Origin of the sequence: Mycobacterium sp. 3519A, from assembly GCF_900240945.1 — a bacterium.
GTDB lineage: Bacteria > Actinomycetota > Actinomycetes > Mycobacteriales > Mycobacteriaceae > Mycobacterium.
Map to the genome: position 1 here is coordinate 1679414 of NZ_OESG01000013.1, position 13343 is coordinate 1692756.

The following is a 13343-nucleotide window of genomic DNA, read 5'->3' on the forward strand; positions in this document are numbered from 1 at the left end:
CGCCTTGCGGCGAACCAATCGGGCTGTGGGTGCTATACCCACTTTTCACCGCATCGATGCATCGGTTGTGCATCGAAAAAGTGAGGTGTCGGGTGGCTGTTAGCGCGCGAGGCGCTGGGCGACCGTGACGACGCGTTTCGCCAGGTGATCGAGCGCGTCGGTGGTGGCCTCGTCGAATGCGCTGATGTTGTCGTGGCCCGCGGTGAGGCTGACGCCATAGGGGTTGCCGTCGACGAACTTCACCGCATCGGTGTAGCCGGGCGGCACGATGATGCCGCCGAAGTGCATCAGCGTGATGTAGAGCGTGAGCAGCGTGGTCTCCTGCCCGCCGTGCGCGGTGTTGGTCGACGTGAACGCGGCGTACACCTTGTCCGCGAGCTCGCCCTGCGACCACAGGCCGCCGAGCGAGTCGAGGAAGTCGCGCAATTGCGATGCCACCGAACCGAACCGCGTCGGCGATCCGAAGATCACCGCGTCGGCCCAGACGACGTCGTCGCCAGTTGCGTGCGGGAGGTCCTTGGTGGCCTCGTAGTTCGCCGTCCACGCGGGATTGTCGGCAAATGACGCGGGATCACGCGTTTCGGCGACCGGTCGGATGCGCACCTCGGCGCCTGCGGCCTCGGCGGCCGCCGCGACGCGTTGCGCCATCGTGGTGCCATGCCCAGTGGCGGAGTAGTAGATCACGGCGAGTTTTGTCACGACACCACCCTAGGCAGGTTCGGGGCGGACCAGGGGAAGTCGATCCACCGATCGGTGCGACGCCAGACGTATTCACAGTCAACTGTCGAATGCGGCTTCTGGTACACCACAGCGCACCGGGCTTCGGCGACGTGTGCGGCGCAGAAGTCGCGCACCAACCGCAACGTCTCGCCGGTGTCGGCGACATCGTCGGCGACCAGCACCCGCGCCCCGCCGATGTCGACGGAACTGGGTACGGGCGGCAACATCACGGGCATCGGCAGTCGCTCGTTCTCGCCGGTGTAGAACTCGACGTTGGTGAGGTGGACGTTCTTGACTTCCAGCGCGTAGCCCAACGCGCCCGCCACGAACAGGCCGCCGCGCGCGATCGCGAGAATCAGATCGGGGTCGAATCCGTCAGCGGCGACGTCGGCTGCCAATTGTCTTGTCGCCGTGCCGAATTGCTGCCACGACAGCACCTCCCGAGGCGTCACGGTGACAGCCTTGGCAGCGTTTTGATACCGAACTCGCGGCGCAGCACGGTGCGCGCCGCGTAGTAACCGGCCATCCCGTGCACTCCGCCGCCGGGCGGTGTGGCCGATGAGCACAAATACACCTTGGGGATCGGTGTGCTCCACGGGTTGAGCCGCGGTGTCGGACCGGCCAGCGCGTGGAACAACGTGTTGCCGCCGACGCCGATATCACCGCCGACGAGGTTGGCGTTGTGGTCGGCCAGTCGCGCTGCGGGTACCGACCGGACCGCCACCACGACGTCCCGGAAACCGGGCGCGAACCGCTCGAAAATTCTTGTGACGGTTTCACTCTGGTCGATCGTGGAACCCGAAGGCACGTGCGCGTACGTCCATAGTGGGCGTCTGCCTTCGGCGTCGATGCGGCCGGGGTCGGCGAGGTGCGGCAACGCCGCAAGCACCATCGGCCATTCCGGCTGGCGGCCCGCGGCGACTTCCCGTTCGGCGTGCGCCATCTGCTCGCGAGTACCGCCCATATGCAGCGTCGGCGCCTCGGCCAGTCTTGGGTCGGACCACGGGATTTCGCCGGACAGCACGAAATCGACCTTCGCGACTCCCGGCCCGAACCGGTAGCGTCGCAGCGCCTTTGCGTAGCGGGCGGGTAGCCGGTCTGCGTAGATCGACAGCAGCGCAGTGGGTGCGGTGTCGAAAAGTACGACGCCCGAGGGGGGTTCGGTGATCTCCCGGCCAGACGTCAGTGTGCCGCCGTGGGCCTTCAGGTCCGCAATCAGTGCGTCGGGAATCGCCTGGCTGCCGCCGACGGGTATCGGCCAGCCGACCGTGTGCGCCAGCGTGGCCAGCATCAGCCCGGCGCCTGCCGACACCAGCGACGGCATCCGCGAAACGGTATGTGCCGCAACGCCGGTGAACAGCGCCTGAGCGTCGGCACCGGCCAGTGCCCGCCAGGCGGGCGTGCCCTGCTCGAGTAGCCGCCGGGCCACCTGGACAGCGGCGATCGGATCGGTCGGGATCGACCGTTTGTCGCCGAGCAGCAGCGCGAGAACGGCGTCGTCACGCTCGACGAGCGGGCCGAGCAGTCGCCGCCACGATGCGCCGTTGGACAATTCCGCGCAGGTGCGGTCCAGGTCGTGATAGCCCACAGCCGAGGGCTGGCCGACAAGCGGGTTCGCATACGCCACTGGTGGCACCTGGAGGGTCACCCCGCGGCCGGGCAGGTCGAACTCGGCGAGAAACGGTGAGGCCAGCGCCAGCGGATGCACCGCAGAACAGATGTCGTGCGCGACGCCGGCGAACTCCCGGTCGGGTAGCGTGCGCGCCCCGCCTCCGAGCGTGGGTTGGGCCTCGAACACCTGCACCGACAGCCCCGCCCTGGCGCAGATGACGGCGGCCGCCAGGCCGTTGGGTCCACTGCCGACGACGGTGACGTCCACCCTCGTATCTAAGCCCACTACGCTGTGTGAACGTGAGTCTTCCCGTTGTGCTGATTGCCGACAAACTGGCTGAATCGACGGTCGCCGCGCTCGGTGACCAGGTAGAGGTCCGCTGGGTCGACGGACCGGACCGACCCAAGCTGCTGGCGGCGGTGCCGGACGCCGACGCGCTGCTGGTCCGCTCGGCGACCACCGTCGACGCCGAGGTGCTGGCCGCCGCCCCCAAGCTGAAGATCGTCGCCCGCGCGGGCGTCGGACTGGACAACGTCGACGTCGACGCGGCCACCGCCCGCGGTGTGCTGGTGGTCAACGCGCCGACGTCCAACATCCACAGCGCCGCCGAGCACGCTCTGGCGCTGATGCTGGCCGCCGCGCGGGAGATCCCCGCTGCCGACGCGTCGCTGCGCGAGCGCACCTGGAAGCGGTCGAAGTTCTCCGGCACCGAGATCTACGGCAAGACGGTCGGCGTCGTGGGACTGGGCCGCATCGGCCAACTGGTGGCGCAGCGCCTCGCGGCGTTCGGCACCCACGTCGTCGCGTACGACCCGTATGTCTCGGCGGCGCGCGCCGCGCAGTTGGGCATCGAACTGCTGACGCTCGACGAGTTGCTGGCGCGGGCCGACTTCATCTCGGTGCACCTGCCGAAGACCCCGGAGACCGCCGGGCTGATCGGCAAGGAGGCGCTGGCCAAGACCAAGCCAGGGGTGATCATCGTCAACGCCGCGCGCGGGGGATTGGTCGACGAGGAGGCGCTGGCCGACGCCGTCCGGTCCGGACAGGTCCGGGCTGCGGGCATCGACGTGTTCGCGACCGAGCCGACCACCGACAGCCCGTTGTTCGAACTGCGCCAAGTCGTCGTCACGCCGCACCTGGGCGCATCGACCGCCGAGGCGCAGGACCGGGCGGGCACCGACGTCGCCGAGAGCGTGCGGCTGGCACTTGCCGGTGAGTTCGTTCCCGACGCGGTCAACGTCGGCGGCGGCGTTGTCGGTGAAGAGGTCGCGCCGTGGCTCGATCTGGTCCGCAAACTCGGCGTGCTCGTCGGTGTGCTGTCCAGTGAGCTGCCCGTGTCGCTCTCAGTTCAGGTGCGCGGCGAGTTGGCCTCGGAAGAGGTTGAGGTGCTGCGACTTTCGGCGCTGCGGGGACTGTTCTCGGCCGTCATCGAGGACCCGGTGACGTTCGTCAACGCGCCCGCGTTGGCCGCCGAACGCGGTGTGCAGGCCGAGATCAGCACGGCCACCGAGAGTCCCAACCACCGCAGCGTCGTCGATGTGCGGGCGGTGTACGCCGACGGCTCGACGGCCAACGTCGCGGGCACGCTGTCGGGGCCGCAGCAGGTCGAGAAGATCGTCCAGATCAACGGCCGCAACTTCGATCTGCGCGCTGAGGGCGTTTACCTGATCGTGAACTACGTCGATCAGCCCGGCACGCTCGGCAAGATCGGCACCCTGCTCGGCGGCGCCGACATCAACATTCACGCGGCTCAGCTCAGCGAGGACGCCGAAGGGCCCGGCGCAACCATCCTGCTGCGTGTCGACCGTGACGTACCCGCCGACGTTCGCGCCGCGATCAAAGATGCCGTCGGCGCCAAACTCCTGGAAGTGGTGGACCTGTAATGAAACTGGCGATCATTGCCGGCGACGGCATCGGCCCCGAGGTCATCGGCGAGGCGCTCAAGGTGCTCGACGCGGTGGTGCCCGGCGTCGAGAAGACGAACTACGACCTCGGCGCGCGGCGCTATCACGCCACCGGCGAGGTGCTGCCCGATTCGGTGATCGGCGAACTCCGCGGGCACGACGCGATCCTGCTCGGCGCCATCGGCGACCCGTCGGTGCCCAGCGGTGTGCTGGAACGTGGCCTGCTGCTGCGCATCCGGTTCGAACTCGACCACCATGTCAACCTGCGTCCGTCGCGGTTGTACCCGGGCGTCGAGAGCCCGCTGGCCGGCAACCCCGACATCGACTTCGTCGTCGTAAGGGAGGGCACCGAGGGTCCGTACACCGGCAACGGCGGCGCGATCCGGGTCGGCACGCCACACGAGATCGCCACCGAGGTCAGCGTCAACACCGCGTTCGGCGTCCAGCGCGTGGTGCACGACGCGTTCCGCCGCGCGCAGCAGCGCCGCAAGCATCTGACCCTGGTGCACAAGAACAACGTGCTGACCTACGCGGGCGCGTTGTGGTGGCGGACCGTGCAGGAGATCGCCGCCGAATACCCCGACGTGGAAATCGCCTACCAACACGTGGATGCCGCCACCATCCATCTGGTGACCGATCCCGGCCGGTTCGACGTCATCGTCAGCGACAACCTGTTCGGCGACATCATCACCGACCTGGCGGCCGCCGTGTGTGGCGGCATCGGGCTCGCCGCGAGCGGCAACATCGATGCCACCCGGACCAATCCGTCGATGTTCGAACCGGTGCACGGCAGCGCGCCGGACATCGCGGGTCAGGGCATCGCCGATCCGACCGCGGCGATCATGTCGGTGGCGCTGTTGCTGTCCCACGTCGGTGAACACGACGCCGCGGCCAGGGTGGACAAGGCCGTCGAGCAGCATCTCGCCACCCGGGGCGACGAAAAGCTGACCACCGCACAGATCGGCGAGCGGATCGCGGCCAGCCTCTAGACGTGGCGACGCTGTCTCGGCAGTGCTGGTTGTTCGCGATCGGGTCGACGTTGTTCGCGATCGCGACGATGCCGGGGGTGTCCGCGGTCGCAGGTGCCGGGTTGGCCAACCTGTTGTGTTTCATCGGCTCCTGGTTCTTCACCACCGCGGGCTGGATGCAGTTGGTGTTGGCCGGTCCTGTGCTGCGGATCGGCTGGCTCTCTGCGGCTACGCAATTCGCGGGCACGATCTTGTTCAACGTCAGCACCGGCGCCGCGCTGTGGGCTCACGCGGTCAAGCCGGAGCGACGCCTGGTGTGGGCGCCCGATTTCGTCGGCTCGTTGGCGTTCCTGGTGAGCGGCGCGCTCGGCGTCGTCGCGGTGACCGCCGTCGTCGGGCTCTTCGAGTTGAAAAACCGTGACTGGCAGGCCGAGTGGATCAACATGATCGGCTGCGTCGCGTTCGGCGTGTCCGCGCTGGGTGCGTTCGTCACGACGTCGGGCATCACCGAGGACGCGCTGCTCGCCAACACCGGCACGTTCGTCGGTGCCTTGTGTTTCCTGGTGGCGGCCGTGCTGATTCTTCCGCGGCGGTCTAGAAGTGCCAGTGCCGGTGATGTGTGCCCCAGTGATGCTTGACGCCACCACCGGATGCGGTGTCATCGGAGCCCGACACGAACGCCTTCGACGTGGGTGTCGACCCTTCGGTGGTCGACGCGGTACCGGTCCGCGACGAGGAGGTTGCCGACTTGTGTGACACCGACCTGGACGTGCTCGCCGCCGAAGAACGCTTGCTGTAGCCACCGTTCGGCGTCGCCTTCGCCGAGTTGCGGACGATGTGTTGCGTCGAGGCGTGGGTGTTTGCGGACGCCGACGGCGCGGCGGCAGCGGGGCCTGCCAGTGCGATGCTGAGTCCCGCGGTGGCCACCCCGATGGCGAAAAATGCTGGAACAGGCCTGCCCATACCGATCGTCTCCTTACATATGCGTCAAATAGCCTTGCGGCACAACGAATCCAACCAGCAGCCTAGAACGCTGATTTGAATTCCCTTATGCCCGAAGCGACGAAATACGTATTGGCAGTCAACTCGCAGGAGACGTTCAGCGAGCCTTCACGCGGCGTTGAATCTCTTTGATTGCAGGCCAATTGACGGTCGGCCGGGTGAGTCCGCGCTTGTCGAGATACTTCTGGGCGGACGCGCTGTTGCTTCTGAGGAATTGGACGAACGTCAATTTCGCTGGGGCATCGAATTTCGTACTCTGGAAAACCCAGTCGTCGTTCCGGCGCTCGAGGCGGCCTTTGACCTGGACCATTTTCAGGTTCCACATCTTGTCGTCGTGGCTGTGGCACAACAGGTTGGCGGGTCCCTCGACGACGCGTAGCTCCGGCGGAAAGTGCACCGGCAGCGCGCCGGTCGCGGTGTCGTAGCCGGACGTTGCGGCGCGGACGCTGACCGCGTACCCGTCCTCGTCGACACCCGTCACCACGGTCTCGGCGAATTTGGCCAACCATTTCGCGGCCTCAGCCCACATGGCGCACCCCACTGAGGTCGAGGTCCTGCGGAGCGCTCGCGAAATCACGGGTGGGCCAGAACCATCCCCGACGTGGCGTCACGTAGATCAGGATGCGCATGTAATACGACCACCACATCCGCTTGCCCAGCCACGTGCTCCACAGCGCCCCCGAGGGCTGCCGGGCGACCAAGGTTTCGGCGAGGCGCACGAAGTCCTCGTGCTCTGAGATATCGGTGACGATGCGGTCTTCGGCGGTGGCGTCACCTTGGATCAGCACCGCCGCGGGCGCGGTGACACCACTTCCGGTCGGCTCGGAAAACAACATGCTGACCTTCGGGTTGCGCCGGATGTTGAACGCCTTCTGTGGCAGTCCGATGCTGGTCGTCAGCAGAAAGCGGCCGTCGTCGAGCAATATCGGAGTCACCGGCCAGGTGACCGGCGAACCGTCACGCGAGAACGTGGTGAATTCGCACGTGAAGTACTTGTTGATGACGTCCATCGGTGACGTGGCCACGTGCGGAGCGTAACCCCGTGAAGTTGCTCAATGGTCGTTATCGACAGGAACGAGCGGCAATGCGACGAGCGGGAACAACGCGCAGACGGCAAACGCGACGGGGTAGCCGGCGGCGGTGATCAGCGCGCCGAACAACGGCGGCGCCACTCCAGCAGTGAACAACTGGCTGGTGTTCTGGGTGCCCAGCGCGCGGCCGCTCCAGAACGGTCCCGCGATCTCGGCGATGGCCGTGAACGCTAACCCGTTGTCGGACACGGTGATCACCGAGGCGATCATCATCACCGCGACGCTGATGGGTGAGTTGAGCCAGTCGGTCAGCGCCAGCAGTCCCATCGAGGCCGCAGCGCCGACCGCGATGGTGCGTATCGGACGCAGGCGCGAGCCCACCATGTCCGACCAGCGGCCCGCCGCGATTCGCCCAGCGGCGCCCAGTAATTGGGCGGCGGTCACCATCGCACCCGCCGACGCGGCCGACCAACCGCGGTCACTCATCAGCCACACCAGCGTGAACGTCCACACCAACACCTGCGGTGCCACCAGCAAGCACGACACCGCGTGGATGCGCCACAACACCGACGATCCGCGGTAGGGGTTGGCCAGGTCGGCTTCGTCGGCCTCGTGTCGTGGCGGCCGCGGCGGGTCGAGCACGGCGATCGCGCACACCACCGCCGACACCGCACAGACCACGGCCGGAAAGAGCAGCGCCACCGACACGCTGTGGCTCTCCGCCAGCCGCGGAATCACCAACGCGCCCAGCCCGACTCCCAGCGGCTGCGCGGTCTGCCGAATGCCCATCACGAGGCCGCGTTGTTGCGGCGGAAACCATCCGACGACCAACCGGCCGCTGGCCGAATTGCTGCTGGCCGCCGCCATACCGCCGAGCAACAGGAACGCGCCGACTGCGACGAGTGAGTGCACCGACGCCGCCGCGAACGCTGCGGCCGCGGTCAGCGCCGAACCCACCGCCAACACGATGCGTTCACCCACCCGGTCGACGATGTAGCCCCACGCGATCAGCGTGAGCACCATGCCGAAGCTGGGCATCGAGGACAGCAGGCCGGCTTTGGCCAGATCGAGGCCGCGTTCGGTGTGCAAGGTGGGAATGAGGAACGCCGCGCCGTTGATGAAAACGTTGGCGCACAGTGTCGCGCTGAGTGCGATGACCAACATCGACCAGCGGCGCACGGAGCTGATCGTCTCGGTGGACACCCGGACATCGTCGCACAACGTCTCAGGATGCTGAATTTGTATTCCAAATGGTGAGACGTCGGACAGGACGGGGGCGTCGCGTCAACGGCCACTAGGCTGAGGCCATGCGCCTTGGTCGAATCGCCAGTCCAGACGGAGTGGCCTTTGTCAGCATTGAGGGAAACACCGACGATCCGGCGGAGGCCGTCGCCAGGGAGATCGCCGAGCATCCCTTCGGGACGCCCGACTTCACGGGCCGCCAATGGCCGCTCGCCGACGTGCGACTGCTGGCACCGATACTCGCGAGCAAGGTGGTCTGCATCGGCAAGAACTACGCCGCGCACATCGCCGAGATGGGGGGCGGCGATTTCCCGGACCCGGTCATCTTCCTGAAGCCCAACACCGCAATCATCGGGCCGAACGTGCCGATCCAGCTGCCCGCCGACGCCAACCCGGTGCACTTCGAAGGTGAACTGGCGGTGGTGATCGGACGCCCGTGCAAGGACGTGCCCGCCGCGCGGGCGGCCGAGAACATCCTCGGCTACACCATCGGCAACGACGTGACTGCACGCGATCAACAGAAGAAGGACGGTCAGTGGACCAGGGCGAAGGGGTACGACACCTTTTGTCCCGTCGGCCCGTGGATCGTCACCGACCTCGACCCGACCGATCTGCGCCTGAGCACCGAGGTCAACGGTGAGGTCAAGCAGGACAGTCGAACGTCGCTGTTAATCCACGACATCGGCGCCATCGTCGAGTGGATCTCGGCGGTGATGACGCTGCTGCCCGGCGACCTGATTCTCACCGGCACCCCCGAGGGCGTCGGGCCCATCGAGGACGGCGACACCGTCAGCATCACCGTCGAGGGTATCGGCACGTTGAGCAATCCTGTTGTGCGCAAAGGAAAGCGATGACCGCCGCGGAAGTGAGGAGCGAAGAGAAAGTTCGAGTCAGGTTCTGTCCGTCACCCACCGGCACGCCGCACGTCGGGCTGATCCGCACCGCGCTGTTCAACTGGGCCTACGCCCGACACACCGGCGGCACCTTCGTGTTCCGGCTGGAGAACACCGACCCGCAACGCGACAGCGAGGAAAGCTATCTGGCGCTGCTGGATGCGCTGAACTGGCTCGGGCTGAACTACGACGAGGGCCCCGACATCGGTGGGCCGTACGCGCCGTACCGGCAATCCGAACGCTTCGAGATCTACCGCGACGTCGTCCAGCGGTTGCTGGACGCCGGTGAGGCATACGAGGCGTTCTCGACGCCGGAAGAGGTGGAGGCCAGGCACATCGCCGCGGGCCGTAATCCCAAGCTCGGCTACGACAACTTCGATCGCGACCTCACCGAGGAGCAGCGTGCGGCGTATGTCGCCGAGGGGCGTAAGCCTGTCGTGCGATTGCGGATGCCGGACACGGATATCTCGTGGCGCGATCTCGTCCGCGGCGACACCACTTTCGCGGCGGGCACCGTGCCCGATTTCGCGTTGACGCGCGCCAACGGAGATCCGTTGTACACGTTGGTCAATCCGGTCGACGACGCGCTGATGAAGATCACCCACGTGCTGCGCGGCGAGGACATCCTGCCGTCGACACCTCGCCAGATCGCCCTGTACCAGGCGTTGATGCGCATCGGCATCGCCGAGCGTGTCCCCGAATTCGCCCATCTGCCAAGCGTTCTCGGTGACGGGAACAAGAAGCTGTCCAAGCGCGATCCGCAGTCCAATCTGTTTCTGCACCGCGAACGCGGCTTCATCCCGGAGGGGTTGCTCAACTACCTGGCGTTGCTCGGCTGGGGTATCGCCGAGGACCGCGACGTCTTCAGCCTCGACGAGATGGTGGCCGCGTTCGACGTCGCCGACGTCAACTCCAACCCCGCCCGCTTCGACCAGAAAAAGGCCGACGCCCTCAACGCCGAGCACATCCGGCTGTTGAGCGAAGACGATTTCACCGAGCGACTGCGGGCCTACTTCGCGGAGCACGGTCACGACACCGGCCTGGACGCCGCGCAGTTCGCCGTGGCCGCGAAGCTGGTGCAGACCCGCATCGTGGTGCTGGGCGACGCCTGGGATCTGCTCAAGTTCCTCAATGACAACGACTTCGCTCTCGACGAAAAGGCGGCCGCCAAGGAACTGCGCGGCGACGCGGCCCCCGTGCTGGATGCGGCCATCGCTGCCCTCGAAGAGGTGGGGGACTGGACCACGGCCAAGATCGAAATAGCGCTGAAGGTGGCGCTGTTGGAAAATCTGGCACTCAAGCCCCGGAAAGCGTTCGGGCCGATTCGGGTGGCCGCCACCGGTGCCTCGATCAGTCCGCCGCTGTTCGAGTCGCTGGAACTGCTCGGCCGCGACCGCGCGTTGAGCCGACTGCGCGCGGGGCGGGAGCGGGCCGCCGCGGCGGCGGCGGAGGCGTGAAAAACGAGGGCAGAATCTTTGGTAGTCTGCACGTCGGCCCGATAAACAACCGGTGGCAGCCCGCCACCGATTGATCGGGTCGAAAACAGCTTATGACCTGCGGTTATAGGCGGCCAATGGGGTATGGTGTAATTGGCAACACAGCTGATTCTGGTTCAGCCATTCTAGGTTCGAGTCCTGGTACCCCAGCTGCAGTTACGGATTAGGTCGGCATGAACGCGTGCGCTATGCTGGCAATCCGGTTCTGGCCCCGTCGTCTAGCGGCCTAGGACGCCGCCCTCTCACGGCGGTAGCGTGGGTTCGAATCCCATCGGGGCTACAAAACCGGTTCTCTCCTCTTCATTCAGAGGCGGCGGGTCAACGCATCAGCGGCCGCCAACAAGTCGGCCGCCCAGCGTGCGCCGGGCCGACGGCCCATCCGATCAATCGGTCCCGAAACGGACACCGCGGCGACCACCGCACCGCCCGCGTCGCGCACCGGAGCCGACACACTGGCCACCCCTGGTTCGCGTTCCGCGGCGCTCTGCGCCCACCCGCGTTTGCGAACCTCGGCCAGCGCCCGATCGGTGAACAACGCGCCAGGCAACACCGCCTGCTGCGTCGCCGCGTCGGCGTACGCCAACAGCACCTTCGCGCCGGACCCGGCCGTCATCGGCAACCGGGTGCCCACCGGCACCGTATCCCGAAGCCCCGCAGGTGGTTCCAGCGCGGCGACACAGATCCGCGTGGTGCCTTCGCGCCGGTAGAGCTGGACACTTTCGCCGGTGATCTCGCGCAACCGCGGCAGCACCACCGCGCCAGCGGCCAGCAGCGGATCGTTGACATGCCCGGCGAGCTCCGTGAGCGCGGGGCCCAGATGCCATCGACCGTCGCCGTTGCGGCTCAGCAGCCGGTGCACCTCCAGCCCCGCGGCCAGCCGGTGGGCGGTGGCGCGCGGCAGCCCGGTGCGTTCGCACAGTTCGGCCAGCCCGCAGGGCGAGCCGGCCACCGCGTGCAGCACGCCCACCGCTTTGTCCAGCACGCCGATACCGCTATCCTGTCTCACAAGGAGATACTAGCTTCCCAGATTGTGAGATAGTCAAGTATGACCACGCCGCGCACCATGGCAGAGAAGGTGTGGGCCGACCACGTCGTCGCCCACGGCACAGGCGAGGGCGCCTCGCGCCAGCCGGACCTGATCTACATCGACCTGCACCTCATCCACGAGGTGACCAGCCCGCAGGCCTTCGACGGGCTCCGGCTCAACAACCGGACCGTGCGCAGGCCGGACCTGACCATCGCCACCGAAGACCACAACGTGCCGACCGTCGACATCGACAAGCCGATCGCCGACCCGATCTCCCGTACACAGGTCGAGACGCTGCGACGCAATTGCGAAGAGTTCGGCATCCGGTTGCACCCGATGGGCGACGCCGAGCAGGGCATCGTGCACATCATCGGGCCGCAGTTGGGATTGACGCAGCCCGGCATGACGGTGGTGTGCGGTGACAGCCACACTTCGACGCACGGTGCGTTCGGTGCACTTGCGATGGGCATCGGCACATCGGAGGTCGAGCACGTCTTCGCAACACAGACGCTTGCGCTGCGTCCGTTCAAGACGATGGCGGTCAACGTCGACGGTGAGTTGCCGCCCGGTGTCAGCGCGAAGGACATCATCCTTGCGGTGATCGCGAAAATCGGCACCGGCGGGGGCCAGGGCCATGTCATCGAATACCGCGGCAGCGCCATCGAATCGCTGTCGATGGAGGGTCGGATGACGATCTGCAACATGAGCATCGAGGCCGGTGCGCGCGCCGGCATGGTGGCGCCGGACGAAACGACGTTCGAGTTCTTGCGCGGTCGTCCGCACGCTCCGAAGGGTGCGGACTGGGATGCGGCCGTCGCCGCGTGGAGCGCGTTGCGCACCGACGAAGGCGCCGAATTCGACACCGAGGTGTATCTCGACGCCTCCACGCTGAGCCCGTTCGTGACGTGGGGGACCAACCCGGGCCAGGGCGTGCCGCTGTCGGAATCGGTGCCCGACCCCGAGCTGATGTTCGACGACGCCGAACGGCAATCGGCCGAGAAAGCGTTGGCGTACATGGATCTTCGGCCCGGTACCGCGATGCGCGACATCGCCGTTGACGCAGTCTTCGTCGGGTCGTGCACCAACGGCAGGATCGAGGACTTGCGGGTCGTGGCCGACGTCCTGCGCGGCCGCAAGGTCGCCGACGATGTGCGGATGCTCATCGTGCCGGGGTCGATGCGAGTGCGCGCGCAGGCCGAATCCGAGGGTCTCGGCGAGATCTTCACTGCCGCCGGGGCGCAGTGGCGCCAAGCCGGTTGCTCGATGTGTCTCGGCATGAACCCGGACCAGTTGGCGCCCGGCGAGCGTTGCGCGTCGACCTCGAACCGCAATTTCGAGGGCAGGCAAGGCAAGGGCGGCCGCACTCATTTGGTGTCACCCGCCGTCGCCGCTGCCACCGCTGTGCGCGGCACGCTGTCCTCGCCCGCCGACCTGACCCAGTAAGAGGA

General features: G+C 66.9%; 14 protein-coding genes and 2 tRNA genes. 9 read left to right on the top strand and 7 right to left on the bottom strand.

Annotation, left to right across the window (positions count from 1 at the left end):
• Nucleotides 1-99: 99 nt before the first annotated feature.
• The 3 genes from wrbA to C1A30_RS16000 are packed head-to-tail and all read right to left on the bottom strand — an operon-like array spanning nt 100 to nt 2599.
• Nucleotides 100-699, bottom strand: a complete 600-nt coding sequence (gene wrbA / locus C1A30_RS15990) for an NAD(P)H:quinone oxidoreductase (RefSeq protein ID WP_101949200.1) — start codon at nt 697-699, stop codon at nt 100-102.
• Entirely contained in the window at nt 696-1172 is a 477-nt protein-coding gene (locus C1A30_RS15995; RefSeq protein ID WP_101949201.1) for a phosphoribosyltransferase, read from the bottom strand. Before C1A30_RS15995 ends, wrbA begins: the two co-directional genes overlap by 4 nt.
• Nucleotides 1169-2599 (bottom strand): NAD(P)/FAD-dependent oxidoreductase, encoded by a 1431-nt coding sequence (locus tag C1A30_RS16000; RefSeq protein WP_200828279.1) that lies wholly within the window; start codon nt 2597-2599, stop codon nt 1169-1171. The genes C1A30_RS15995 and C1A30_RS16000 overlap by 4 nt, the downstream gene beginning before the upstream one ends.
• A gap of 32 nt (nt 2600-2631) precedes the next feature.
• Here C1A30_RS16000 and serA point away from each other — a divergent pair, with 32 nt between their 5' ends.
• The 4 genes from serA (at nt 2632) to C1A30_RS35625 (ending at nt 6003) form a co-directional block, all read left to right on the top strand.
• Nucleotides 2632-4215 (top strand): phosphoglycerate dehydrogenase, encoded by a 1584-nt coding sequence (serA, locus tag C1A30_RS16005; RefSeq protein ID WP_101950246.1) that lies wholly within the window; start codon nt 2632-2634, stop codon nt 4213-4215.
• Nucleotides 4215-5225: a 3-isopropylmalate dehydrogenase gene (locus C1A30_RS16010; RefSeq protein WP_101949203.1), complete on the top strand. Its 1011-nt coding sequence runs from the start codon at nt 4215-4217 to the stop codon at nt 5223-5225. The genes serA and C1A30_RS16010 overlap by 1 nt, the downstream gene beginning before the upstream one ends.
• Nucleotides 5226-5293: 68 nt before the next feature.
• A complete protein-coding gene (locus tag C1A30_RS16015) occupies nt 5294-5842 on the top strand; it encodes a hypothetical protein (RefSeq protein WP_235010082.1) in 549 nt (182 codons plus the stop codon).
• A 17-nt stretch (nt 5843-5859) separates the two neighbouring features.
• Nucleotides 5860-6003, top strand: a complete 144-nt coding sequence (locus C1A30_RS35625) for a hypothetical protein (protein WP_160112757.1) — start codon at nt 5860-5862, stop codon at nt 6001-6003.
• Nucleotides 6004-6303: 300 nt separating this feature from the next.
• On the opposite strand, the gene C1A30_RS16020 is transcribed toward C1A30_RS35625, so the two are convergent.
• The 3 genes from C1A30_RS16020 to C1A30_RS16030 are packed head-to-tail and all read right to left on the bottom strand — an operon-like array spanning nt 6304 to nt 8440.
• Entirely contained in the window at nt 6304-6735 is a 432-nt protein-coding gene (locus C1A30_RS16020) for a hypothetical protein (protein WP_101949205.1), read from the bottom strand.
• Nucleotides 6725-7231, bottom strand: a complete 507-nt coding sequence (locus C1A30_RS16025) for a pyridoxamine 5'-phosphate oxidase family protein (protein ID WP_235009932.1) — start codon at nt 7229-7231, stop codon at nt 6725-6727. Before C1A30_RS16025 ends, C1A30_RS16020 begins: the two co-directional genes overlap by 11 nt.
• A 27-nt stretch (nt 7232-7258) precedes the next feature.
• The gene (locus tag C1A30_RS16030) at nt 7259-8440 is read right to left on the bottom strand and encodes an MFS transporter (protein WP_200828280.1); all 1182 of its coding nucleotides are present in this window, start codon (nt 8438-8440) and stop codon (nt 7259-7261) included.
• A 104-nt stretch (nt 8441-8544) separates the two neighbouring features.
• Between C1A30_RS16030 and C1A30_RS16035 the strand changes: the two genes are divergently transcribed.
• The 4 genes from C1A30_RS16035 (at nt 8545) to C1A30_RS16050 (ending at nt 11148) form a co-directional block, all read left to right on the top strand.
• Nucleotides 8545-9333 carry a fumarylacetoacetate hydrolase family protein gene (locus tag C1A30_RS16035; protein WP_101949206.1) on the top strand — a complete coding sequence of 263 codons (789 nt, stop codon included), beginning with the start codon at nt 8545-8547 and terminating at the stop codon, nt 9331-9333.
• Nucleotides 9330-10829 (top strand): glutamate--tRNA ligase, encoded by a 1500-nt coding sequence (gene gltX / locus C1A30_RS16040; RefSeq protein WP_101949207.1) that lies wholly within the window; start codon nt 9330-9332, stop codon nt 10827-10829. The genes C1A30_RS16035 and gltX overlap by 4 nt, the downstream gene beginning before the upstream one ends.
• A 117-nt stretch (nt 10830-10946) precedes the next feature.
• Nucleotides 10947-11018: transfer RNA gene (locus tag C1A30_RS16045), tRNA-Gln, on the top strand.
• Nucleotides 11019-11075: 57 nt separating this feature from the next.
• Nucleotides 11076-11148 (top strand) — tRNA-Glu (locus C1A30_RS16050).
• A gap of 24 nt (nt 11149-11172) precedes the next feature.
• Here C1A30_RS16050 and C1A30_RS16055 read toward each other — a convergent pair.
• Complete coding sequence (locus C1A30_RS16055) at nt 11173-11874, bottom strand: IclR family transcriptional regulator (RefSeq protein WP_101949208.1); 702 nt, start codon at nt 11872-11874, stop codon at nt 11173-11175.
• A 39-nt stretch (nt 11875-11913) separates the two neighbouring features.
• Between C1A30_RS16055 and leuC the strand changes: the two genes are divergently transcribed.
• Nucleotides 11914-13338, top strand: a complete 1425-nt coding sequence (gene leuC / locus C1A30_RS16060; protein ID WP_101949209.1) for a 3-isopropylmalate dehydratase large subunit — start codon at nt 11914-11916, stop codon at nt 13336-13338.
• Nucleotides 13339-13343 lie beyond the last annotated feature (5 nt).

Coding starts and splice junctions, on each gene's coding strand:
- C1A30_RS16020 (WP_101949205.1), bottom strand. CDS start 6,735: ATGTGGGCTGAGGCCGCGAAATGGTTGGCCAAATTCGCCGAGACCGTG.
- leuC (WP_101949209.1), top strand. CDS start 11,914: ATGACCACGCCGCGCACCATGGCAGAGAAGGTGTGGGCCGACCACGTC.
- gltX (WP_101949207.1), top strand. CDS start 9,330: ATGACCGCCGCGGAAGTGAGGAGCGAAGAGAAAGTTCGAGTCAGGTTC.
- C1A30_RS16035 (WP_101949206.1), top strand. CDS start 8,545: ATGCGCCTTGGTCGAATCGCCAGTCCAGACGGAGTGGCCTTTGTCAGC.
- C1A30_RS16015 (WP_235010082.1), top strand. CDS start 5,294: ATGCCGGGGGTGTCCGCGGTCGCAGGTGCCGGGTTGGCCAACCTGTTG.
- C1A30_RS16010 (WP_101949203.1), top strand. CDS start 4,215: ATGAAACTGGCGATCATTGCCGGCGACGGCATCGGCCCCGAGGTCATC.